Origin of the sequence: Sphingomonas sp. IBVSS2 (genome assembly GCF_002127225.1) — a bacterium.
Taxonomy (GTDB): Bacteria; Pseudomonadota; Alphaproteobacteria; order Sphingomonadales; family Sphingomonadaceae; genus Sphingomonas.
In genome coordinates this window covers 125,385-148,085 of record NZ_NFUR01000007.1, presented here as the reverse complement: position 1 = coordinate 148,085, position 22,701 = coordinate 125,385, and the positions used below count along the sequence as shown (strand labels likewise).

Genomic DNA, 22,701 nt, shown 5'->3' with positions numbered 1-22,701 from the left:
ATCATGCTTTCGACGCTCGCCGCGCTCGCCCTTTCGGCCGCCACGCCTTGCCAGGCGGAGCTGGTCGTGCTCGGCACCTCGCAGGATGCCGGCACCCCCCAGATCGGCCATCCCGAGGATCCCGCCTGGCGGGACCCGCGCCTGCGGGCCTGGGCAGCCTCGCTCGCCCTGGTCGATCACGCCAGCGGCGCGCGCTTCCTGTTCGACGCCACGCCGGATCTGCGCGAGCAGTTGGAATGGCTCGACGTGCACGATCCGAAGCGCGCGCCCGGCCTGGGGATCGACGGCATCTTCCTCACCCACGCGCATATCGGCCATTATGCCGGCCTGATGTTCCTCGGCCGGGAATCGGCGAACACCAGCGGCGTTCCCGTCCATGCGATGCCGCGCATGGCCGAATTCCTGGGGAACAACGGCCCGTGGAGCCAGCTGGTCAGCCTGGGAAACATCACGCTCCGGCCGCTCGCCGCCGGGGCCGCCACCCGGCTGCCCGCAGGCATCGCCGTCACGCCCTATCTCGTCCCGCACCGCGACGAATATTCGGAGACGGTGGGCTTCGTCATCGCCGGCTCCGGGCGAAGCGCCCTCTACCTGCCGGACATCGACGGCTGGGACAAATGGGACCAGAAGCTCGAGGACATGCTGGCCCGGGTGGACGTCGCCTATCTCGACGGCACTTTCTTCGACGACACCGAACTCGGCGACCCAGCGCGGATGAAGAGCGTCCCCCATCCCCGCATCGCCGACACGATCCGCCGCCTGCCGCCCGCGCTCGCCGCGAAGGTCCGCTTCATCCATCTGAACCACACCAACCCGGCCCGCTTCCCCGCTTCGGCGAAGCGCCGCGCGGCGGAACGCGGCGGCGCGGGCTTCGCCCGGCTTGGCGAGCGTTTCTGCCTCTCGAAAAACGGCGCCGATCGGCCTATATCGCCGCGATGACCGAATATGTGACCGTTACTGCCGACATGCCCCAGGCGCGCGACGGCGCGATCAAGCTCCATGGCCCAGCGGGCTTCGAGGGCATGCGCCGCGCCGGCCGCCTCGGCGCCGAGATCCTCGATGCGCTCGTCCCCCATGTCGTGCCGGGCGTCGCCACCGCCGAGCTGGACGACATCGTCCGCGAAATGACCGTCGCCGCCGGCGGCGTGCCTGCGACGCTCGGCTATCGCGGCTATACGCACAGCTGCTGCATCTCGATCAACCATGTCGTCTGCCACGGCATCCCGAGCGAGAAGACGCTCAAGGACGGCGACATCGTCAATATCGACGTGACGCCGATGCTCGACGGCTGGCACGGCGATACCAGCCGCATGTTCCTGGTCGGCGATGTCGGCATCAAGGCGCGGCGCCTGGTCGACGTGACCTATGAATGCCTGATGCTCGGGCTCGAACAGGCCAGGCCGGGCAACCATCTCGGCGATGTCGCCCATGCCATCCAGCGCCATGCCGAGAAGCATCGCTACGGCGTGGTCCGCGATTTCTGCGGGCACGGGCTGGGCCAGATCTTCCACGACGCGCCCGAAGTCGTGCATGTCGGCCGCCCGGGCACCGGCCCGGAGCTGCGCCCCGGCATGTTCTTCACCGTCGAGCCGATGATCAACATCGGCCGGCCGGACGTGAAGCTGCTCGACGACGGCTGGACCGCCGTGACGCGCGACCGCTCGCTCTCGGCGCAGTTCGAGCATTCGATCGGGATCACCGAGGACGGCTGCGAGATCTTCACCAAGAGCCCCAAGGGCCTCGACCACCCGCCTTATTGAAGCCTCGCGCAGACGGCCAGTGACACCACGCAACGGGTTGCGTCCGCCAGCGGCCTGAGGGCCGGGCGGACGCATGCGGCGGGTGGAGGGAGTGGGCCGCACCGCCGCCGGGGCTCATTCGCTCGCAAATAGTCAAGCGCGAACCGATTCGAACAACTCACACAAGGAATCCCCATATCGACTAGGGAGTCAATGCAACTTCCCAGGGACATTATTCCCATTTTGGACAGTATTACTTCACAGCAATAGTAAACGCTATTACGTAAATTATGTTATTTGCTGAGGTGGGCCGCATATCAGTGCGCCGCACGCGACCAGAACGATAGCTGCTCCTCGGCAGCCGCCGCGTCCAGATCGCCAATCTCGCTGTGAATCCAGCAGGTCTTGCGCGCCTCGGGATCGAGTGCCAGCAACCCATGCGCCATGATGACAAGCGGCCCCGTGGCGACGATCACGTCGCCGTCCGGCAGGTCGTTCCCGCGCCGATGCAGTTCGGCGGGCAGGTCCATAGGCATAGGCTGCATACATCGCACCCCGGTACGCTCGCCGCCCCCAACGCGATCACACCGAAATGGTTCCACAAGCCGGTCGCCGATAATTTGTTGCCGCCGGGCAACGCTTTCGCCGCTGCCCCCAAATCCGGCACCGCCCGGGGCGCTGCCCATTTGATAGGCACTTGTTAAAGCGGCGCGGCGCGTGCAACCGAGAGGGTGAGCCGAGTCCCGCCTCTGGCACGAAGTTTGCCAGACGCGCGGACAGGCAAGCCTCATGTGCCTCGGGGGAAACCGTGAAAAAGATCGAAGCGATCATCAAGCCGTTCAAGCTCGACGAAGTGAAGGAAGCGCTGCACGAAGTGGGCGTCTCCGGCATCACCGTCACCGAGGCCAAGGGCTTCGGCCGCCAGAAGGGCCATACCGAGCTCTATCGCGGAGCCGAATATGTCGTGGACTTCCTTCCCAAGGTGAAGCTCGAGGTGGTGGTTGAGGATTCGCTTGCCGACCGCGTGGTCGAAGCGGTCGCCGCCGCGGCGCAGACCGGCCGGATCGGCGACGGCAAGATCTTCGTGATCCCGGTCGAGACGGCGCTCCGCATCCGCACCGGCGAGCGCAACGAAAACGCGATTTGACGCGCCGCAACATAGCGTCGATGTAGCGCCCGATTTGGGCAAGATTCTTTCCCGATTCGTCGGGTCAACGAAAGAGAGCGAAAGGGCTTAACAATGGCGAATTCGGCCAGCGACGTTCTGAAGATGGTGAAGGACAACGAGATCGAGTGGATCGATCTGCGTTTCACCGATCCCAAGGGCAAGTGGCAGCACCTCACCATGGTCGCCAAGGTGATCGGCGAGGACGAGCTGACCGACGGCCTGATGTTCGACGGCTCCTCGATCGAGGGCTGGAAGGCGATCAACGAGTCCGACATGATCCTGAAGCCGGATCTGGACGCGGTGTGGATCGATCCCTTCTCGGCCACCCCGATGCTGATCCTGGTCTGCGACATCGTCGAGCCCTCGACCGGCGAGCTCTATGCCCGCGACCCGCGCTCGACCGCGAAGCGCTCGGAAGCCTATCTCAAGTCGCTCGGCATCGGCGACACCGTCTATGTCGGCCCCGAGGCCGAGTTCTTCATGTTCGACGACGTCCGCTTCGAGAACAGCTACGCGACCAGCTACTATGCGATCGACGACATCGAGCTGCCGGGCAATTCGGGCAAGGAATATGAGGCCGGCAATCTCGGCCATCGTCCGCGCGCCAAGGGCGGCTATTTCCCGGTCGCCCCGGTCGACTCCGCCGTCGACATCCGCGGCGAGATGGTCGCGACCATGCTCGAAATGGGCCTGCCCTGCGACAAGCACCACCACGAAGTCGCCGCCGCGCAGCACGAGCTCGGCCTGACCTATGGCACGCTGGTCCAGACCGCGGACCGCATGCAGATCTACAAGTACGTCGTGCACCAGGTCGCGCATGCCTATGGCAAGACCGCGACCTTCATGCCGAAGCCGATCAAGGAAGATAACGGCTCGGGCATGCACACGCACATCTCGATCTGGGAAAAGGGCGCCAACACCTTCGCGGGCAATGGCTATGCCGGCCTGTCGGACGCATGCCTCTATTTCATCGGCGGCGTGATCAAGCATGCCAAGGCGCTCAACGCCTTCACCAACCCGACCACCAACAGCTACAAGCGCCTGGTGCCGGGCTATGAGGCGCCGGTGCTCCTCGCCTATTCGTCGCGCAACCGCTCGGCTTCGTGCCGCATCCCGTACGGTGCCGGCACCAAGGCGAAGCGCGTCGAGTTCCGCTTCCCGGACGCGCTGGCCAACCCGTATCTCTGCTATGCGGCGCTGCTGATGGCCGGCCTGGACGGCATCCAGAACAAGATCCACCCGGGCGACCCGATGGACAAGAACCTGTACGACCTGCCGCCGGCCGAGCTGTCGCAGGTGCCGACGGTGTGCGGTTCGCTCCGCGAGGCGCTCGACAGCCTGGAAGCCGATATGGACTTCCTGCTCAAGGGCGACGTGTTCTCGAAGGACCAGATCGAAGCCTATGTCGAGATCAAGCGCGGCGAGGTCGCCCGCTGGGAGATGACGCCGTCGCCGGTCGAGTACGACATGTACTATTCGGCCTGAGCCACGGGAAATCAGACGATGCGGAAGGGCGTCCGGGGAGACCCGGGCGCCCTTTCCGTTTCGGGAGCCGCGCGCGACGCCGCCGGACTCGACGCGACCCGCCGGTGCGCTCTAGGCTGGCCCCATCTGCCCGCCCCCCCCGCCACGAGGAGCCGAGATGGACGAGGATCATCGCCCGACCGACAAGCGATCGCCCCGCGAGCCTGCGACCGCGATCCCCCTCGAGATTCCGGGCCTCGGCTCGATTTCGCCCATCGGCGCGCTGCCCAAGCCCCCTGGCCCCCTGCCCGCGGACGCGATCGCCGAAGGCCTTGGCATCAAGGGCATCTCGGCACAATTCCCCGGCATCGGCCTGCCGTTCCTGCCCGCCTCTCCCCAGGCTTCACCGCAGGGCATTTTCGGGCACCCGATCGGCAGCCCGGGCGCTCCGCCGGGCGGTGCGCTCGCCATCCATCCCGGCATCCCGGGGACGGTGGGGCCAGGCAGCCAGATAGGAAGCGTGGCGGGCCAGCTCGGCTCGCTCCTCCCCTTCTCCGCCGCTCCGGCACCGGATGTCATGCCCGGAGCCACGCCGGCCGCAGGGGAAAAGGACGCCCCGTCGTCTTCCTGATGCGCCACCCGAACGCGCGCCACGGCTGGCAAAAATACGCCCGGCCCCGAAGGACCGGGCGCATTCCCCCTTTTAACGCGTCAGTGCCCGCCATTCGCTTGCGCAAGCCGTTGGCCCCGGATCATGACATCCCTGTTGCATTGCAGCGTAAGCCGCGTGACTTTCTTTGCCGCCGGAACGGTTCCTTTCCCGGAGACGGAAAGAAAGCGCGTCTCGCCAGTTAAACAATCGTCCTTAGAATGACGGCCATGCGCAGCCTCTCGACGATCTCCGCCCTGCTCCTCGTCGCTGCGTGCAGCGGAGGGGGGGGCAATGGGGGCACGCCGGCGCCCGCCAACACCGCGCCCAGCTTCACGTCGCCGGCCGCCGCGAACATGGTCGAGAACGGGACCGCCGCCTATCAGGCGACCGCGGTCGATGCGGAGGGGAACCCGATCATCTTCTCGATCGCCGGCGGTGCCGACGCGGCGCGCTTCGCGATCACCACCGCCGGGACGCTCAGCTTCGTCGCGGCGCCCAATTTCGAGGCGCCGACCGACGCCGATGGCGACAATGTCTATCGCGTCCAGCTGCGCGCCAGCGACGGTAGCGCCGCCTCGACGCTCGACCTGGCCGTGACCGTCACCAACAGCCGGGAGGGGATCGCGGTGAAACGGGTCGCGACCGGGCTGAACCAGCCGACCTTCGTGACCGGGATCCCCGGCAGCAGCGACGTGTATGTGCTCGAGAAGGGCGGCAACCTCTATCGCCTCACCCCGGCTACCGGCGCGCGCACCCTCGTCTTCACGGTGGGCGATCTCAGCACCGACGGAGAGCGCGGGCTGCTCGGCATGGCCCTGCTGCCCAATCCGATCAACGCCGATCGCTTCATGATCTTCTGCACCGCGGCGAACGGCGATATCGAGCTTCGCCAATATGTCTTCCACGCCGCCGGCTTTCCGCCGACGGTACTGGCCAAGCTGGTGATCCCGCATCCCGGGGCGAACAATCACAATGGCGGCTGGATGGGCTTCGGGCCGGACGGCTATCTCTATGTCGGGATCGGCGACGGTGGCGGTGCCGGGGATCCCGGCAACAATGCCCAGAATCCCTATTCGCAGCTTGGCAAGATCCTGCGGATCAACGTCGTTTCCGATCCCTATGCCGGCGCCGCGCCCATCTTTTTCACGCCGGCCACGGGCAATCCGTTCCTCCTCGGCGTGGGCGGCGATCCCTATGTCTTCGCGCTCGGCCTGCGCAACCCGTTCCGGGCCAGCTTCGGCCCGGACGGGCGCCTTTATATCGGCGATGTCGGCCAGGGCGCGATCGAGGAGATCGACGTGCTGCGACCGGACCAGCCCGGGCTCAATTTCGGCTGGCGCTATCTCGAAGGCACCCGGCCCTATTCCGGCACTGCGCCGGGCGGGCTCACGTCCCCGGTCTCGCAATATGATCATGGCAACGGCCCCAAGCAGGGCGCCTCGATCATCGGTGGCCATGTCTATCGCGGCCCCGTCACTTCGCTGCAGGGGCAATATGTCTTCGGCGACTATGTGAGCGGCAACATCTGGACGCTGCCGGCGGCCTCGCTCGTGCAGGGCCAGCTCTTCCCTGCCGCCGGCTACGAACGGCGCAACCTCGATTTCGCGCCCGACGCCGGCACGATCGGCAGCCTGGTCTCGTTCGGGGAAGATGCCGCCGGCAATCTGTTCCTCGTCGATATCGGCGGCAGCGTCTTCATGGTCCAGCCGGGCTGAGTCGCGCACTTGCGTTGCGAATGGCAACTGTCCATCTAGACGCCATACCGGGTTTTCGAGAATTGGAGAGGCGAGTGATGCGCAGCTATCTGAAGCAGTTCATCGGGGGCGAATGGGTCGAGAGCCAGGACGGCACCCGGCACGAAGTGATCAACCCGGCCACCGAGGAAGCCGTCACCGAGATCACGCTCGGCTCCGCGGCCGATGTCGACCAGGCGGTGGCCGCCGCGCGCAAGGCGTTCGAGAGCTTCTCGCGCACCAGCGTTGACGAGCGGGTGGCGCTGATCGAGTCGATCCTCGCCGAATACAAGGCGCGCGCGGGCGACATGGCCGAGGCGATCAGCCAGGAAATGGGCGCCCCGATCAGCCTGGCCAGGACCGCGCAGGTCGGCTCCGGCCTGGGCCACCTGATGTCGGCCGCCAAGGCGCTGCGCGAGTTTCAGTTCGAGGAGCAGATCGGCAACAGCCTGGTCGTGCACGAGCCCATCGGCGTCGTCGCCATGATCACGCCCTGGAACTGGCCGCTCAACCAGATCGTCTCCAAGGTGGCGCCCGCGCTCGCCGCCGGCTGCACCATGGTGCTCAAGCCCAGCGAGGAAGCGCCGCGCTGCGCGATGATCTTCGCCGAGGTGCTGGCCGCCGCCGGCGTGCCTGCGGGCGTGTTCAACCTTGTCAATGGCGACGGCCCCGGCGTCGGCACCGCGCTCAGCCGCCACAAGGGCGTCGACATGGTGAGCTTCACCGGCTCCACCCGCGCCGGCGTACTCGTCGCCAAGAATGCGGCGGAGACGGTGAAGCGCGTCCATCAGGAGCTGGGCGGCAAATCGCCCTCGCTGATGCTCGAAGGCGCCGATCTCGGCCGCGCGGTCCAGACCACCTTGTTCAGCGTGCTGATGAATTCGGGACAGAGCTGCATCGCCCCCACCCGCCTGCTCGTGCCGAAGGACATGCAGGAACAGGTCGCCGCCGCCGCCGCCGAAGTGATGAAGGCCACCCACACCGGCGATCCGGCCGAGGAGGGCCGCCATATCGGCCCGCTGGTCAACAAGTCCCAATGGGAGAAGGTCCAGGGCCTGATCGCCCGCGGCATGGAGGAAGGCGCCAAGCTCGAGGCGGGCGGCCCCGGCCGTCCGGACGGCGTCGAGACCGGCTATTTCGTCCGCCCCACGCTCTTCTCGGGCGTGCGGAACGACATGACGATCGCCCGCGAGGAGATTTTCGGGCCGGTGGTGACGATCATCCCCTATGAGGATGAGGAAGACGCGGTCCGCATCGCCAACGACACCGATTACGGCCTGTCCGCGGTCGTCTTCGGCGATGCCGCGGCGGTGAAGCGCGTCGCCCCGCGGCTGCGCGCCGGCATGGTCTATGTGAACGGCGGCCAGCCGGACCCGAACCTGCCCTTTGGCGGCTACAAGCAGTCGGGCAATGGCCGCGAGCACGGCAAGTTCGGCCTGGCCGAGTTCATGGAAGTGAAGGCGATGGTCGGCGCGCTGGCATGATGCGCGCGGCCTTCCTCCTCCCTCTCGCGCTGCTCGCGCCGTCCATCGCGGCGGCGCAGCAGCAGGCCGGCGACCGGTTCCAGCTCGTCCGCACCACCCTGGTCGAGCAGCGCGGCCCCGGCACGATGCGCAGTTCGCAGAACAGCGACGCGCTGATCGAGCGCATCGTCGCGGTGACGCCGGCCGGGGTCGAGCTCGAATACAGCCTGCCGCCCGGCAGCCAGGGAGGCGACTGGACCTTCCCGGTCCGCGTGTTCCAGCCCCAGGACGGCCCGCGCCAGCTGCGCGACCGCGCCGCGCTGGAGGCCCGCATCGACAAATGGCTGAAGGACGCCAACCTGACTCGCGCGGCATGCGGCCATTGGGTCGCCGGCTGGACCGCCTTTCGCATCGAGTGCGACCCCGACACGGCGCTGCGCACGGTGGATGCCTTCGCGATCGGCCAGTTGAAGCTCGTCGACGGCGCGCCCTATGCCGATGCCCAGGCGGCACGCCCGGCACCGCTAAGGGCCAGGCCCGACGGCAAGGGCTTCACCGCCGAGCTGGCGGTCGACCCCGCCGCCATCCGCGACGAGCTGGCCCGGGCCGATGTCGCGGCGGCCGAGATCGGCGGGCAGGCGCTCGGTCTCGACGCCGCGCGCAAGGCGCATGCGGGCGACCAGATCGCGGGCACGATCAAGGTGACGATCGACCTGGCCGGCACCATCAGCCGCCGCACCCGCATCGCCACCTGGACGATCACGCGGAGCGGCCGGACCGAGACGCGCACCACCACCGAAAGGGTCGAGCGCCGCCCGATCCAGCAGCGCGTCGATCCGAACAGCATCTGATCTCCTCCCTCTCCCCTGAGAGGGAGGAGATCACGCCCGCCATTGCAGGCAGATGCCGTACCCATCGGGATCGGCGAGATAGAGCTGGCGCATGCCATAGGGCGTCGTCACCGGCGCCCGTGCCGATGCCACGCCCCGGGCCTGAAGCTCCGCCCAGGCGCCGTCCAGGTCGGCGCAGCCGACATAGAGACAGATATCGTCGCCCAGCCGCGCCGTCCGTGCCGGATCGCGCGCCGGCGGACGCTCGCCCGCATCGTGCAGCGTGTTGAGCATCAGTTCGCCCCCGCCGTGGCGCAGCCAGCACCAGTGGAAATAATGCCCCTCCGCCGCTTCGATCTCGGGCGAATGCTCGACAAGCTCGAAGCCGAGCACGTCGCGATAGAACGCCACCGATTCCGGCATGTCGAACACCTGAAGCAGCGGCACCAGACCTTGCAGCTTCATCGCGGCCTCCCCTCTCTCAGGGCAGCAGGATCGTCGATCCCGTCGTCTGCCCGGCTTCCAGCGCCCGGTGCGCTTCGGCCGCGTCCTCCAGCGCGAATCGCTGGTTGACGTCCACCCGCACCGCGCCCGAGCGCAGCATCTGGAACAGCCGGGCGCTGCCCGCGGCGCGTTCCTCGGGCGTCACATAATAGTCGAACATGGTCGGCCGCGTCACGTAGAGCGAGCCCGCCCGGGCCAGCGCACCCAGCGCCACGCCCTCCACCGGCCCGCTGGCATTGCCGAAGCTCACCACCAGCCCGCGCCGCCGGGCGGAGGCCAGCGACGCTTCCCAGGTCGCCTTGCCGACGCCGTCGAGCACCACTTCCACGCCCGCGCCGCCGGTGATCTCGCGCACCCGCGCGGCAATGTCGTCCTCGCGCGAGAGCAGCACATGGTCCGCCCCCGCCGCGCGCGCCAGCGCCACCTTGTCGCCATGCCCCACCGTCGCGATCACCGTCGCGCCGATCGCCTTCAGCCAGCGCACCGCGATCTGCCCCACGCCGCCCGCCGCGGCATGGACCAGCACCGTCCAGCCCGGCTCGACCCGGGCACAGCGCTCGACCAGGAACTCCACCGTCCCGCCCTTGAGCAGGGCCGCCGCCGCCGTCTCGTCGCCGATGTCGTCGGGCAGCGCGAACAGGATCTTCGCCGGCACGTTGCGCGCGGTGGCATAGGCGCCCAGCCCCGGCCCGAAGGTCGCCACCCGGTCGCCGACGGCGAAATCGGTCACGCCCTCGCCCACCGCCTCGACCACGCCCGCCGCCTCGCCGCCCAGCCCGCTCGGCAGCGGCACCGGGTACAGGCCCGAGCGATGATAGGTGTCGATGAAATTGAGTCCCACTGCGGTGTTGCGCATCCGCACTTCGCCCGGCCCGGGCGGTGCCAGCGCGACATCGCTCCACCCGATCACCTCGGGCCCGCCCGTCCGCTCGATCCGCGCCATCCGTTCCATATGTGCGACTCCCGTCAGAATACCGGCCATACCCATAGGATCAGCGGCGTTCCCACCGCCAGCACCAACACCGAGAGCGGCGCGCCCAGCCGGGCATAGTCGCCGAACCGATAGCCCCCCGGCCCCATCACCAGCGTGTTGCACTGGTGGCCGATCGGCGTGAGGAAGTCGCAGCCCGCGCCCACCGCGGTCGCCATCAGGAACGCCTCGGGCCGATAGCCGAGCTGCCCCGCGAAGGTCGCGGCGATCGGCGCCATCACCAGCACGGTCGCGGCGTTGTTGAGGAAGGGCGTCACCGCCATCGCCGCCGCCAGGATCAGCGCCACCGCCCCCCAGGGCGGCAGCGTCGCGGCGAACTGCCCCAGCCAGTCGCCGATGATCTGGCTCGCCCCGGTGGTCCGCAGCGAATCGGAGACGGGGATCAGCGCGCCCAGCATCACCAGGATCGGCCATTCGATATGGTCGTACGCTTCGCGCACCGGCAGCGCGCCGAGCAGGATGGTGAGCCCGGCGGCCGCGAAGAAGGCCACTGCCACCGGCACATAGCCGAGCGCGGTCGCCGCCATCGCCGCAGCCAGGATGGCGACGGGCAGCAACCCCTTGCGGGCGCTGCCGAGCCGCAGCGTCCGCTGGGCGAGCGGCAGGCAGCCCAGCTCACCCAGCCGCTCGAACAGCAGCTCCAGCGGCCCCTGCAGCACGACCACGTCGCCCGCCTCCAGCACGATCGCGCCCAGCCGGCTCGCCAGCCGCTCGCCCTGGCGCGAGACCGCGATCAGGTTCACGCCGAAGCGCTCGTGCAGGCCCAGCCGCCCGGCGCTGCGCCCGATCAGCGGGCTCTCGGTGCCGATCACCGCCTCGATCACGCCCAGCTCGCCCTCGGCGCCCTCCGGCCGCTCGCGCTGCGAGCCCTCGAGCTCCAGCCGGTCGCCGGCGATCACCCGCTCCAGGCTGTCGGGCGCGCCGGTGAGGATCAGCAGGTCCTCGGCCCGCAGCACCGTGTCGGGGAAGGGCGTGGCGCGGATGCCGGCGCGCAGGATCGCGGTGACCTTCACTTCATCGTCGTGGCGCGCGCGAAAGGCGGCGACGGTCTCGTCCACCGCCGGCGACCCGGCGGGAATCGCGGCCTCGGTCACATAGTCCTGGATGTCGATCGCCTCGCCCAGCGTCGGTGCGGCCCGCCGGTCGCGCGGCAACAGCCGATAGGCGAAGCGCAGGAAGACCAGCCCCATCAGCGTCAGCCCCAGCCCGACCGGCGCATAGTCGAACATGCCGAAGGGCCGGCCGGTCATCTCCTCGCGCACCCGGCTGACGATGATGTTGGGCGACGTGCCGATCAGCGTGATCAGCCCGCCGAGCAGCGAGGCGAAGGACATCGGCATCAGATAGGCGGCGGGCGATATGTTCGAGCGCTTGGCCATCTGGAAGGCGACCGGCATCATCATCGCCAGCGCCCCGATATTCTTCACCAGGGCCGAGGCGAAGCCGACCGAGGCGCAGAGCAGCAGCAGTTGCGAGCGGATCCGCGTCACGCGCCGCTGGAGCAACAGCATCGCGCGCTCGATCACGCCCGAGCGCTGCACCGCGCCCGAAAGCACCAGCGCGCTGGCCACGATGATCACGATGTCGTCGGAAAAGCCGGAAAAGGCCTGTTTGGGCGAGACGATCCCCAGCGCCAGCGCCGCGAGCAGCGCGATCACCGCGACCATGTCGTAGCGGAAACGTCCCCAGACAAAGAGCAGCATCATGCCGGCGAGCACGCCGACGGAGAGCAATTGGGGCGTGTTCATCGCTGGAGGAACGCCGCGCGATGGCTTCGGGTCCGTGCCAGGTAATTCCTCCCCGAGCTCGTCTCGGGGAGGGGGACCGTTCGCGTCAGCGAATGGTGGAGGGGCCGCCGGCGAAGTCGGCGGTGTGCCACCGCCGCCCCTCCACCACGCCGCTTCGCGTCGCGGTCCCCCTGCTGGGGGAGGATCCGGATCGTCAGTGCACCGTCCCCACCGCCCGGCCGACCGACATCAGCACGATCAGCCGCTCGATCTGGCGCCAGCGGCAGAAATGGATGTGGTTGCCAAGGTCGCGGCTGCGATCGGCAAGCGCGGCGGCCTCGCTGCCGGCCAGTTCGCCGAACCGGGCGATGAGTTCGTTGGCGTCGGCGATTTCGCGGCGATCGCCGAGATAAGGCATCATGTCCATGCGCGCACGACACTCACGCATCGTGCCAGTTCCGCGGAATCCCCTGCTGCGCGCGCCACACGATGCTGAATTCCCGCTAACCATCCCGAAAATGCCGTATCGCCTGCCCCGGTTCGGCACAGGTGGCGTCCCGGCCCGGGACGTGGCAGAGGAGCGGCCATGACCAAGACCCCCTCCAAGACGCCGATGGCCGGCGGCTTCCTGCTCGCGCTCAGCCTGATCGTCGGCGTGTTCGCCGGCATCGCCCGCGGCGAAGCCTCGTTCGGCTTCCTCATCGGCCTGGGCGTCGGCATCGCGCTGCTGATCCTGGTGTGGCTGGCCGATCGGATGCGGACGGGGCGGTAATTCCCGATCCTCTCCCAAGGGAGAGAGGATCAGATCGCCCGGCCCAGCCAGGCCACGCGCCCCACCACGTCGACCAGCGCCGCCGGCACCACCCGCGCCTCCCAGGCCGGATTGTCCGAGATCACTTCGATCCCGCCCACGCCGGCGCGCAGCCGCTTCACCATCAGCTCGCCGTCGAGCCGGATCACGAACACCCCGCCCCGCCCCTCGACGCGGCGGCGGTCGCGATCGACCAGTATCTCGTCGCCATCCTCCAGCGTCGGCGCCATCGAATCGCCCTTCACCCGGATCATCGAGGCGGCCTCGGCCCGCACGCCCAGTGCGCGCAGCAAGTCGGGCGCGAAGTTCCCCGGCCGCCGACGCGCCTCGCCCTCGACCAGGCCGCCAGGGCCTGCCGAGGCGCCCACGTCGAGCCGCGCCACCGCGACCATCCCCGGCACCTCGGGCCCGCCCAGCCGCGCCTCCGGCACCCCGAAATAGCGCGCCAGCAGCGCGCGGTCCGCCTCCGCCAGCAACCGCGGCGTGCCCCGCATCAGATATTGCTGGAGATAGGCCGGATTGCGCCCGAGCAACCGCGAAAGCTCGGAGAGGCTCGTGCCGTTCTCCGCGATCAGCGCTTCCAGCGCGGCACGTTGCGCTTCCGGATCCATGACATCTCCATACCCGTAGGATTTTTCCTAGACAAGTAGGAAATATAGAACAAATTAGGAACGATCTTCAGCGAATCGGACGGGAGACAGGCGGATGTCGGTGCATCGCAAGATCGAGAAATTCCTTCGGGCGACGGACATGCCGCCCACCAAGTTCGGCCGGCTGGCAGTGCGCGACCCGCGCTTCGTGCTCGACCTGCGCCGGGGCCGCGAACCCGGCCCGCGCATCGTCGCGCGAGTCGAGGCGTTCCTGGCCGCCCAGCAACCGGTACAGCCCCCGCAGCGCGAGACCGGGCAATGAGCCGCGGCCCCGATGCGGAGGCGCTGTTGCGCCGGGCGCTGGAGGCCAGCGCGGAGGCGGCAGGCTGCCCGGTAGCGCTGGTCGAATCGGACTGGACGCGCTGGGCCAGCGCCACCTTCACCGGCGCGCGCCATCTCCTCACGCTCGCCGCCCCGCCCTCGGCCGCGCTCGACGCCTGGATCCTCGGCCTGCCCGATGCGGAACTGCGGCTGCGCCGCCATCTGGTGGCGGACCTGATGATCGAGCATGTCCGCCGCGCGGGCGATCGAGTGACGATCTCGCTCGAAGTGCTGACGGTGGAGGAGGGACGGTGAGCGTTCGCGCGAAATCCATCATCCCGCGAGGACGGGGATGACGAAAGAGACGATCCCGCGCGGTATCAGGCCGTCCGGCGCGCCAGGTTGCGCAGCGTGACCAGGGCCTCTTCCAGTCCGCGTTCATGCTGCTTCGGCGTCGGCGGCGTCGCGGGCGCCAGGCCCTTGTCGGCCACCCCGCGCTCGAGCCGTTCGAGCAGCGCGTGGATCGAGGCATCGGTTTCCGGCCGCACGATCCGTTCGCCCCTGGGCGGCAGCACCGGGGCCTCGGCGGCGGGTTCCGGCACATGGCGGCGCACCGCCGGTGTCAGTTCGAATATCTCGAACCGCTCGCTCTCCTCGAAGATCGACGGGCGCGGCGAGCGGCGTAGCGGAGCGAGCGGCACCGGCGCGGGCTTGGGCACGGCCGGAATCGCCTGCGGATCGAAGGCAGAGAGCGGCTGGTCGAAATCGGCCGGCAGTTCCTGCTCGGCGAGCGGCTGGCGCGCGCGCGCATGGACGTCGCGGCCTTCGTGACCTTCCGGCGTCTCGACGATCGGCTCGGGGGCGGGAATCGGGGCTTGCATGGGATGAACTTCGGAAACTTCCGGCACCGTGATCACGGGCTCGGGCGCGGCGGCAGCCACCGGCACCACAACGGGGGCGGGCGCCGGTGCCACCGGCTCCTTGGGCGGCGTGATCGCACGCGGCGGGAAGATCGCGTCGAAATCGATATGCTCGTCCTCGGGCGCGGGCGCGGGCGGCGCGGGCGTTGCGGCGTGGATTTCGAGGAACGGCCGGCCCAGGTCGCGCGTGGCGAGCAGCGGGGGGCGCGGCGGCGCATCGGGATGCGCATCGGCGCGGCGGAGCACCGGCAGCGGCACTTCCTCCGGATCGAGCGCGATGTCTTCCGCCTCGCCGATGGTCAGCCCGCGCGAGCCGAGCAGGATGAAGGCCGAGAGCCACATGAACGCGCCGACGAACGCGCCGGTGCCCAGCGCCACCGCGAGGCGCGCAGTGGTGCCCAGCGGCGGCTCGGCCGCGGCGAGGATGGAGGGAAGGCCGGAATCCATCACCAGCGCCTCGAGCGCGGGCACGGGGATCATCGCCACGCCGAGCGCGGCGAGCCCCCCCGCGACTGCGGCGATCAACGGCGCCAGCGGCAGGTTCATGCGCTCACCATGGGCGTATGCGACCACGAGTCTTCCATGGCCCCGACTTTGGCGAGTCTTTGGTAAACGGAGTCATAACGCCCGACATTCGTCGCCCAGTTGCGCTCCGCCTCGACAAAGGCACGGCCGCGCGCGCGGCGGGCTTCCCATCCGTCGCGCTCGGCGAACAGCCGGGCCACGGCCTGTGCGAGCGCCACGGGATCGTCGGGCCTGAACAATGTCCCGGTATCGCCATCGCGGATCAGCTCGCGATGCCCGCCCACGTCGGACGCCGCGACCAGCCGGCGCTGGGCCATGGCCTCGAGCGGCTTCAGCGGCGTCACCAGGTCGGTGAGGCGCATATGCTTGCGCGGATAGACCAGCACGTCGATCACGCTGTAGTAACGCTCGACCTGCTGGTGCGGCACCCGGCCGACGAAATGGATGCGATCCGCGACGGGCGAGGCCGCCGCCTGCGCCGTCAGCGCCGCGTCGCACGGTCCGCCGCCGACGAGCACCAGGTGCATCTTCGGCCGCGCGGCAACCAGTGCCGGCATCGCCTCGAGCAGCACGTCGAGCCCCTCATAATCGTAGAAGCTGCCGATGAAGCCGATCGTCTCGGCGCCGTCGATCCCCAGCTCCCTTGCCAAGGCCCCGTCGTAAGGCAGAGGTTCGCCGAACACGCCCAGGTCCACGCCGTTGGGCGAGATCATGATCTTGCCCGGATCGATCCCGCCACGGGCGACCAGGTCGTTCTTCAGCCCCTCGCAGATCACCGCGACGGCATCGGCCCTGCGCACCGCCCGGGTTTCCAGCCAGCGAGTCGCCCGGTATTTCCAGCTGCCTTCGGTCCCCGTGCCGTTGCCCACGGCCGCGTCTTCCCAGAAGGCGCGGATCTCATAGACCAGCGGCAGGCCGAGCCTGTCCGCCACCCGTTGCGCCGCCATTGCCCCCAGCACCGGCGAATGGGCGTGGAGCACGTCCGGCCGCCACTGGCGCGCCACGGCTTCGATCCGCCTGGCGAACGCCGCGACTTCGCGCAGTTCGCCGATCACCGGCGGCCCGGAATTAACCCGCGGCGTCCGGTAGAAGCGGATGCCGTCGATCGTCTCCTCGTCGGTGTCGAACTTGCCGTGGCGCGGGCTGGTCACCGCCGCGACTTCCCAGCCACGCGCCATCTGCGCCTTCAGGATCGCCCGGGTCCGGAAGGTATAGCCGCTGTGCAGCGGCAGGCCGTGATCGAGGATATGGAGGATCCGCATGCCCGCCCATTGCCACGGGAGCACTTAACGCCGCGTCAACCGCATCCCGCTACACCGGCGCTTCGAAGCAGGAGCGCCGACGGGCACATGATCGACAATCTATCGCTCGCGATATCGCACGGGCTGATGCTGCTCGCGGCCTTCCTGCTGCTGCGCCGCCCCGATCTCGACCACGAACCCGGCCCCGGCGACGAGCCGTCCAAGGCCAAGCCCAGCCGCTGGGGCAAGCCCGGTGCGTGATCTCGTCTTCGTCGCCTTTCTGCTGGCCTTTTTCGGGATGGGCTTCCGCAAGCCGTTCCTCTTCGTGCTCGTCTACGCCTATATCGACATCGTCTCGCCGCAGCGGCTCACCTATCTCCTGCTCAACTCGGTGCCGATCTCGCTGATCGCGGTGGGCCTCTCGGTGCTCGGCTGGCTGGCGATGGACGACAAGCGCGACGTGCGCGTCGCGCCGCGCCAGCTGATGATCGTCCTGCTGCTCGCCTATTGCTTCTACACCACCAAGAACGCCGACTTCAAAGTCGAGGCCTTGGACAAATGGGACTGGGTGTGGAAGGCCCTGGCCTTCGCCGCCTTCCTGCCGCTGACGCTGCGCACCAAGCTGCGCATCGAAAGCCTGCTGCTCTTCATGATCCTTTCCGCCGCCTCGATCATCATCGTCGGCGGGATCAAGACGCTCGGCTCGGGCGGCGGCTATGGCGAGCTGAACCTGATGGTCGCCAACAATTCGGGCCTGTACGAAGGCTCGACCATTTCCACCGTCGCGATCGCGATCGTTCCGCTGATCATCTGGTTCATGCGTTTCGGAACCATTTTCCCGCCCGACTGGAAAGTGAAGACGTTCTGCATCGCCCTCATCTTCGCCTGCCTGCTGATCCCGGTCGGCACCTCGACGCGCACCGGCCTGCTCTGCATCGGGCTGGTCGCGCTGCTGATGCTCCGCGATACCAAGCGCAAGTTCGTCTATCTGGCCGCGCTGGGCTGCCTCGGCCTCGTCGCCGTGCCCTTCCTGCCCTCGGCCTTCACCGAGCGCATGGGCACGATCAAGACCTACAAGGCCGACGCCTCGGCCTCCACCCGCCTCGCCGTGTGGCAGTGGACGATCGACTATGCCAAGACCCATCCGATGGGCGGCGGGTTCGAGGCCTATCGCCAGAACCATATCCGCTACGAGAAGGTGGCCGTGGAGAGCGATGGCGCCGGCCAGGCGACCGTCGACCGCAGCCTCGAAGTGGACAAGGCCCGCGCCTATCACAGCGCCTATTTCGAGATGCTCGGCGAACAGGGCTATCCCGGCCTGGCGCTGTGGCTGACGATCAACCTGCTCGGCATCTTCCGCATGGAAGTGCTGCGCCAGCGCTATCGCAAGCCCGATCCGGGCCAGGAATGGGTCGCCCCGCTCGCCTCGGCGCTGCAGACTGCGCACATCGTCTACATGCTGGGCGCCACCTTCATCGCCATCGCCTTCCAGCCCTTCGTCTACATGCTGATCGGGGCCCAGATCGGGCTCGACACCTATATGGCCCGCAAGCGCGAGGAAGCGAGCTGGCGGCCGCTGCGCAAGGCAAGGCCGGCGCTGGCATGAAGGAGGAACGCGCCAGGGGCGAACTCAGGGCCCTCACCAGCGTCCGCGGCATCGCGGCCTGGTTCGTGGTGTTCTTCCACATCCGCTTCGCGCTGGGCCTGCCCGATCCGGAGCTGCACCTGCTCGCCAAGGGCTATCTGGCGGTCGACTTCTTCTTCCTGCTCTCCGGCTTCGTCATCTGGATGACCTGGAGCGAGCGCATCCGCGCCGGCGGGCCGGCCGCGGTGCCCGGCTTCCTGCGGCGGCGTGTCGCCCGGGTCTGGCCGCTCCATCTGTTCATGCTCGGCACGGGCGTGGCGATCGCCGCGGCGCTGGAACTCACCGGCCGGGGCAGCGACCAGTTCCCCTGGCACGAGCTGCCGCTCCATGTCCTGCTGCTCCAGAACTGGGGCTTCACCGAGCATCTGACCTGGAACGACCCGGCCTGGTCGATCTCCTGCGAGCTCGGCGCCTATCTGATCTTCCCGCTGCTCGCCCTCGCGATCGACTGGCGGCGCGTGCCGAGCTGGGCGGTGATCGCCGCCATCGCCGCGCTGCTCGGCCTGCTCCACGCGATCTTCGCCAGCCGCGGCGCCTGGGCGCTCGGCCAGGAAATCACCAGCCTGGGCCTGGTCCGCTGCGTGATCGAGTTCGCCGCCGGCACCGCGATCGCCGCGCTGTGGCTGCGCTGGCGCGAACAGTGGCGCGGGCCCGCGCTGGCCGCCGCCGCGCTCGCGCTCGCCCTGGCCGCCGGCTGGGCGCTGGGCCTGCCCGAGACCTTCGCCGCGCCCGCCACCTTCGCCGCCCTGCTGCTCGCCCTGGGGCTCACCGCCGCGCGCCGCGGCAATCCGCTCGAGGCGGGCTGGATCCATTATCTCGGCGAGATCAGCTACGCGACCTATCTCTCCCACTATCTCCTCTGGTTCGCTTTCAAGCTCGCCTTTGTCGAGAACGAGCATGCCGTGCCCTGGCCGCTGGTCGGCGGATTCCTGCTGCTGGTGCTGCTCGCTTCGATCGCGCTCTACCATCTGGTCGAGCGGCCGGCGCAGCGCTGGGTGAACGCCGCCGGGCTCCCCCGGGGCGCCCCGGAACGGGCGCTGCCCTAGCCCCGCCTCCGGAACGAAGCGAAGGGCCGCGCATTGACCCGGGCATCGCGAGGAGGACCATGCCCGAACCCGAGATCGTCTATGTCGACGACCAGCAGCCCGGCATCACCCGGCACAAGGTGCGCCACGGCTGGGGCTATCGGGACAGCGACGGCATGCGCATCGCCGATCGCGGCACGATCGACCGGCTGAACGCGATCGGCCTGCCCCCGGCCTATGCGGATGCCTGGTTCTGCCCGGATCCGCACGGCCATATCCAGGCGACCGGCCATGACGAGAAGGGCCGCAAGCAATATCGCTACCACGCCGCCTTCCGCGAGGCGCAGGAGGCCGCGAAATATGATCGCTGCGCCGATTTCGGCGCGCATCTGGCGAGGCTCCGCGCCCGGGTGGCGCACGATCTCGGCCTGCGCGGCCTCTGCAAGGAAAAGGCCGTCGCCGCCGTGGTCCGCCTGCTCGATCTCGGCAGCATCCGGGTGGGCAACGAACAATATGTCCAGGCGAACCGGAGCTTCGGCGCCACCACGCTCCGCAAGCGCCACGCCCGGGTGAAGGGGCAGACGCTCCGCCTCCAGTTCCGCGCCAAGTCGGGCAAGCTGCGCGTGCTGACGATCACCGACGGCTCGCTCAGCCGGTTCGTCAGGAAATGCCAGGACCTGCCCGGGCAGCACCTGTTCCGCTGGCTCGACGAAGCCGGCGAGGCGCATCCGGTCACCTCGACCGACGTCAACGCCTATATCCGCGCGGCCATGGCCGAGGATTTCACCGCCAAGCATTTCCGCACCTGGGGCGCCAGCGTGCTCGCCTTCCGCGCGCTGGCCGAGGCACGCGACCCTCTCGGCCTCAAGGCGATGCTCGAGCCGGTGACCGAAGCGCTGGGCAACACGCCCGCCATCGCCCGCAAATCCTATGTCCACCCCGCGCTCGTCGATCTCGCCAAGGATCGCGAAGCCCAGGCGGCGTGGCGCACCGGTCTCCACTTGCCCCGCGCCACGCGCTGGCTCAATCGTTACGAACGCGGCCTGGTCGCCTTTCTCGACGCTCTCGCCGCGCACCAACAGCCCCGAAAGGCCGCATGATCATCAACCGCACCGCCACCGGCTTCCCGCAGAGCGACGACCTCGAGATCCAGGCCGAGGCCTTCGCCAACGACAGCTGGGCCTGGGCCCAGTCGCACTGGCTCCAGATCCTGATCGCCACCGGCATCGCCATTGCCGTGTTCTTCCTCCTCCAGGCGATCAAGGGCTGGGGCGCACGGGTGTGCAAGAAGGGCGAGGGCGTGGCCAACTGGTATGCGGTCATCGGCCGCGCAGTTGCCAAGACCGGCAATTTCTTCATCCTGATGGTCTCGATCCGGCTGGTCACCGGCTATGCCAATCCCCCCCAGATGGTCGAGCGCACGGTCGAGTTCCTCTTCACCATCTCGGCTGCGTTCCAATGCGCGATCTGGCTGCGCGAGCTGATCTTCGGCGCGATCGAGCGCAAGACGACGGCCGACAATTATCACGGCTCCGGCCTTGCCAGCGCGCTCGGCATCATCCGCATCCTGATCACGGTGGTGCTCTTCGCCATCGCGACGGTGATGGTGCTCGGCAATCTGGGCGTGAACGTCACCGGCCTGGTCGCCGGCCTCGGCGTCGGCGGCATCGCCATCGGTCTCGCCGCGCAGGGCATCTTCGCCAACCTCTTCGCCGCGCTGACCATCCTCTTCGATCGCCCCTTCCGCGTCGGCGACAAGATCCGCTTCGACCGCAACAGCGGCACGGTCGTGTCCATCGGCCTGATGAGCACGCGCATCCGCTCGTTCATCGGCGAGGAGCTGGTCTTCTCGAACAAACAGCTGCTCGACAAGCTGATCGAGAACCTCTCGCTGCGCCACCATACCCGCACCAAGCTGCCGATCGGCGTCGCCTATGAAACGCCGGTCGAGAAGCTCGAGGCGCTGCCCGCGATGTTCCGGGAAATCGTCGAGCAGGCCGGCGGCACGCTCTCGCGCGCGAGCACCGAGGGGTTCGGCGCCAGTTCGATCGATTTCGTGATCGAGTTCGACGTGGCCGGCGACGACGTGCCGCACGCCCAGCTGGTGCGCGACAAGATCATGTTCGCGATCCTGCGCCGGTTCGCCGCGGAAGGCATCTCGATCCCCTATCCCACCCAGACCAGCTATACCGCCGATCCCAGCGGCAAGTTCATCCTGCCCTATCCCGAGGAAGCCAGGGCCTGAACGCCCGTGCCGGTGACGATCTGGAGTGAATATCCCATGCTCAAGGACCATAGCAGCCACGCGATCCTCCCCTGCCGGGACATCGCCATCGCCAAGGCCTTCTATACCCAGACGCTCGGGCTGCCGCTGGCAGCGGATCATGGCGAGGTCTTCCTGCTCCGCACCGGCACCACGCTGCTCAACGTCTATCGCAGCGACTTCGCCGGCACCAACCAGGCCAATGCGGTCGTCTTCGACGTGCATGACGACCTGAAGACGATCGCCGCCGACCTGCGGGCCAAGGGCGTGAGGCTGGAGGAATATCCCGGCGGCTTCGACCGGGTGGAGGACGGCGTCCATATCCTCGGCGATTTCCGTGCCATCTGGTTCAAGGATCCGGACGGCAACATCCTCCACGCCAATAGCGGCGGATGACGGCCCCGGGTTCGGGAATGGCGGCGCTTACGTGCCCGGACCGACTCGGAGGCTCGGATTTTCGAATATCGGGTTTGCATCATCGCCGCGTCGACTCCACGTTCCGTCCCCAGCCGGACGCTACGTCAGTCGTGACTTTCAAATTTCCGGTCGGCTGAGGCTTGCGGGAGCCACCGCCTCGCCACTAGATGGGCGCAGAACAGGCGAGAGGACCGCTATCTTGGCGACGATCACCGTGCAGCAGATGGCCGAGAGCATCGGCACCGAACGCGTTTCCGACTGGGTGGAAGTGACCCAGGCGATGATCGACCAGTTCGCCGAGGCGACCGGCGACCACCAGTTCATCCATGTCGACCCCGTCCGCGCCGCGCAGACGCCGTTCGGCGGCACCATCGCCCATGGCTTCCTCACGCTCTCGCTGATGCCGATGCTCGCCGCGCGCACCGATGCGCCGGCGATCGAAGGCGCGAAAATGGGAGTCAATTATGGCGGCAACAAAGTCCGCTTCATGCAGCCGGTACGCTCGGGCAAGCGCGTCCGCGGCCGTTTCAAGCTGCTGAAATTCACCGAGCGCAAGCCCGGTGTCTGGGAACAGGTCCAGGAATATGCGCTCGAGATCGAAGGCGAGGCGAAGCCGGCGCTGATCGCCGAGTGGATCGCGCTGGTATATGTATGAGCGCGCCCCGCATCGCT

26 protein-coding genes are annotated in these 22,701 nt (G+C 68.4%); 18 read left to right on the top strand and 8 right to left on the bottom strand.

Translation table 11 applies throughout. The annotated features are described in order from the left end of the window. The first annotated feature begins 3 nt into the window (after positions 1–3). Positions 4–939, top strand: a complete 936-nt coding sequence (locus CAP40_RS19030; RefSeq protein WP_086131134.1) for an MBL fold metallo-hydrolase — start codon at positions 4–6, stop codon at positions 937–939. Then, positions 936–1,760 (top strand): type I methionyl aminopeptidase, encoded by an 825-nt coding sequence (gene map / locus CAP40_RS19025; RefSeq protein WP_086131133.1) that lies wholly within the window; start codon positions 936–938, stop codon positions 1,758–1,760. Before CAP40_RS19030 ends, map begins: the two co-directional genes overlap by 4 nt. Positions 1,761–2,056: 296 nt before the next feature. Here map and CAP40_RS19020 read toward each other — a convergent pair whose 3' ends face one another. Next, positions 2,057–2,269 (bottom strand): hypothetical protein, encoded by a 213-nt coding sequence (locus CAP40_RS19020; RefSeq protein WP_086131132.1) that lies wholly within the window; start codon positions 2,267–2,269, stop codon positions 2,057–2,059. Positions 2,270–2,547: 278 nt separating this feature from the next. Here CAP40_RS19020 and CAP40_RS19015 point away from each other — a divergent pair, with 278 nt between their 5' ends. The 6 genes from CAP40_RS19015 to CAP40_RS18990 all read left to right on the top strand — a co-directional run bounded on the left by CAP40_RS19015 (position 2,548) and on the right by CAP40_RS18990 (position 9,070). After that, positions 2,548–2,886 carry a P-II family nitrogen regulator gene (locus tag CAP40_RS19015; protein WP_086131131.1) on the top strand — a complete coding sequence of 113 codons (339 nt, stop codon included), beginning with the start codon at positions 2,548–2,550 and terminating at the stop codon, positions 2,884–2,886. Between the two features lie 93 nt (positions 2,887–2,979). After that, positions 2,980–4,392: a type I glutamate--ammonia ligase gene (glnA, locus tag CAP40_RS19010; protein WP_086131130.1), complete on the top strand. Its 1,413-nt coding sequence runs from the start codon at positions 2,980–2,982 to the stop codon at positions 4,390–4,392. 157 nt (positions 4,393–4,549) lie between these two features. Further along, positions 4,550–5,002, top strand: a complete 453-nt coding sequence (locus CAP40_RS19005; protein ID WP_086131129.1) for a hypothetical protein — start codon at positions 4,550–4,552, stop codon at positions 5,000–5,002. Between the two features lie 239 nt (positions 5,003–5,241). After that, complete coding sequence (locus CAP40_RS19000) at positions 5,242–6,738, top strand: sorbosone dehydrogenase family protein (protein WP_086131128.1); 1,497 nt, start codon at positions 5,242–5,244, stop codon at positions 6,736–6,738. 77 nt (positions 6,739–6,815) lie between these two features. After that, positions 6,816–8,240 carry an aldehyde dehydrogenase family protein gene (locus CAP40_RS18995; protein ID WP_086131127.1) on the top strand — a complete coding sequence of 475 codons (1,425 nt, stop codon included), beginning with the start codon at positions 6,816–6,818 and terminating at the stop codon, positions 8,238–8,240. Continuing rightward, the gene (locus CAP40_RS18990) at positions 8,237–9,070 is read left to right on the top strand and encodes a hypothetical protein (RefSeq protein ID WP_086131126.1); all 834 of its coding nucleotides are present in this window, start codon (positions 8,237–8,239) and stop codon (positions 9,068–9,070) included. The genes CAP40_RS18995 and CAP40_RS18990 overlap by 4 nt, the downstream gene beginning before the upstream one ends. A 30-nt stretch (positions 9,071–9,100) precedes the next feature. Here the strand turns inward: CAP40_RS18990 and CAP40_RS18985 are convergent, their stop codons facing one another. The 4 genes from CAP40_RS18985 to CAP40_RS18970 all read right to left on the bottom strand — a co-directional run bounded on the left by CAP40_RS18985 (position 9,101) and on the right by CAP40_RS18970 (position 12,698). Further along, on the bottom strand, positions 9,101–9,514 hold the full coding sequence (locus CAP40_RS18985; protein ID WP_086131125.1) for a VOC family protein: 414 nt from the start codon (positions 9,512–9,514) through the stop codon (positions 9,101–9,103). A 16-nt stretch (positions 9,515–9,530) separates the two neighbouring features. Then, positions 9,531–10,505 carry a quinone oxidoreductase gene (locus tag CAP40_RS18980; RefSeq protein ID WP_086131124.1) on the bottom strand — a complete coding sequence of 325 codons (975 nt, stop codon included), beginning with the start codon at positions 10,503–10,505 and terminating at the stop codon, positions 9,531–9,533. Between the two features lie 14 nt (positions 10,506–10,519). Beyond that, positions 10,520–12,292: an SLC13 family permease gene (locus tag CAP40_RS18975; RefSeq protein WP_086131123.1), complete on the bottom strand. Its 1,773-nt coding sequence runs from the start codon at positions 12,290–12,292 to the stop codon at positions 10,520–10,522. A 193-nt stretch (positions 12,293–12,485) separates the two neighbouring features. Then, complete coding sequence (locus tag CAP40_RS18970) at positions 12,486–12,698, bottom strand: hypothetical protein (protein WP_179188372.1); 213 nt, start codon at positions 12,696–12,698, stop codon at positions 12,486–12,488. Positions 12,699–12,857: 159 nt separating this feature from the next. Between CAP40_RS18970 and CAP40_RS20275 the strand changes: the two genes are divergently transcribed. Further along, entirely contained in the window at positions 12,858–13,043 is a 186-nt protein-coding gene (locus CAP40_RS20275; RefSeq protein WP_144034440.1) for a hypothetical protein, read from the top strand. A gap of 29 nt (positions 13,044–13,072) precedes the next feature. Here CAP40_RS20275 and CAP40_RS18965 read toward each other — a convergent pair whose 3' ends face one another. Continuing rightward, complete coding sequence (locus tag CAP40_RS18965; RefSeq protein WP_086131122.1) at positions 13,073–13,693, bottom strand: LexA family transcriptional regulator; 621 nt, start codon at positions 13,691–13,693, stop codon at positions 13,073–13,075. Between the two features lie 94 nt (positions 13,694–13,787). Between CAP40_RS18965 and CAP40_RS18960 the strand changes: the two genes are divergently transcribed. After that, positions 13,788–13,994, top strand: a complete 207-nt coding sequence (locus tag CAP40_RS18960; RefSeq protein ID WP_086131121.1) for a hypothetical protein — start codon at positions 13,788–13,790, stop codon at positions 13,992–13,994. Next, positions 13,991–14,308, top strand: a complete 318-nt coding sequence (locus CAP40_RS18955) for a hypothetical protein (RefSeq protein ID WP_179188371.1) — start codon at positions 13,991–13,993, stop codon at positions 14,306–14,308. Before CAP40_RS18960 ends, CAP40_RS18955 begins: the two co-directional genes overlap by 4 nt. A gap of 65 nt (positions 14,309–14,373) precedes the next feature. On the opposite strand, the gene CAP40_RS18950 is transcribed toward CAP40_RS18955, so the two are convergent. Both CAP40_RS18950 and CAP40_RS18945 read right to left on the bottom strand, forming a co-directional pair. Beyond that, positions 14,374–15,459 carry a hypothetical protein gene (locus CAP40_RS18950; RefSeq protein WP_086131120.1) on the bottom strand — a complete coding sequence of 362 codons (1,086 nt, stop codon included), beginning with the start codon at positions 15,457–15,459 and terminating at the stop codon, positions 14,374–14,376. Then, on the bottom strand, positions 15,456–16,700 hold the full coding sequence (locus CAP40_RS18945) for a TIGR04063 family PEP-CTERM/XrtA system glycosyltransferase (protein ID WP_086131119.1): 1,245 nt from the start codon (positions 16,698–16,700) through the stop codon (positions 15,456–15,458). The genes CAP40_RS18950 and CAP40_RS18945 overlap by 4 nt, the downstream gene beginning before the upstream one ends. A gap of 87 nt (positions 16,701–16,787) precedes the next feature. Between CAP40_RS18945 and CAP40_RS20605 the strand changes: the two genes are divergently transcribed. The 7 genes from CAP40_RS20605 (at position 16,788) to CAP40_RS18915 (ending at position 22,684) form a co-directional block, all read left to right on the top strand. Then, complete coding sequence (locus tag CAP40_RS20605) at positions 16,788–16,940, top strand: hypothetical protein (RefSeq protein WP_179188370.1); 153 nt, start codon at positions 16,788–16,790, stop codon at positions 16,938–16,940. Continuing rightward, the gene (locus tag CAP40_RS18940) at positions 16,933–18,285 is read left to right on the top strand and encodes a putative O-glycosylation ligase, exosortase A system-associated (protein WP_086131190.1); all 1,353 of its coding nucleotides are present in this window, start codon (positions 16,933–16,935) and stop codon (positions 18,283–18,285) included. Before CAP40_RS20605 ends, CAP40_RS18940 begins: the two co-directional genes overlap by 8 nt. Next, complete coding sequence (locus CAP40_RS18935; RefSeq protein WP_086131118.1) at positions 18,282–19,370, top strand: acyltransferase; 1,089 nt, start codon at positions 18,282–18,284, stop codon at positions 19,368–19,370. The genes CAP40_RS18940 and CAP40_RS18935 overlap by 4 nt, the downstream gene beginning before the upstream one ends. A 59-nt stretch (positions 19,371–19,429) precedes the next feature. After that, a complete protein-coding gene (locus CAP40_RS18930) occupies positions 19,430–20,449 on the top strand; it encodes a DNA topoisomerase IB (RefSeq protein WP_086131117.1) in 1,020 nt (339 codons plus the stop codon). Further along, positions 20,446–21,594 (top strand): mechanosensitive ion channel family protein, encoded by a 1,149-nt coding sequence (locus CAP40_RS18925; RefSeq protein WP_086131116.1) that lies wholly within the window; start codon positions 20,446–20,448, stop codon positions 21,592–21,594. The genes CAP40_RS18930 and CAP40_RS18925 overlap by 4 nt, the downstream gene beginning before the upstream one ends. Before the next feature lie 12 nt (positions 21,595–21,606). After that, complete coding sequence (locus CAP40_RS18920) at positions 21,607–22,008, top strand: VOC family protein (protein ID WP_256924376.1); 402 nt, start codon at positions 21,607–21,609, stop codon at positions 22,006–22,008. A 220-nt stretch (positions 22,009–22,228) separates the two neighbouring features. Next, positions 22,229–22,684 (top strand): MaoC family dehydratase, encoded by a 456-nt coding sequence (locus tag CAP40_RS18915; RefSeq protein ID WP_086131115.1) that lies wholly within the window; start codon positions 22,229–22,231, stop codon positions 22,682–22,684. Positions 22,685–22,701 lie beyond the last annotated feature (17 nt).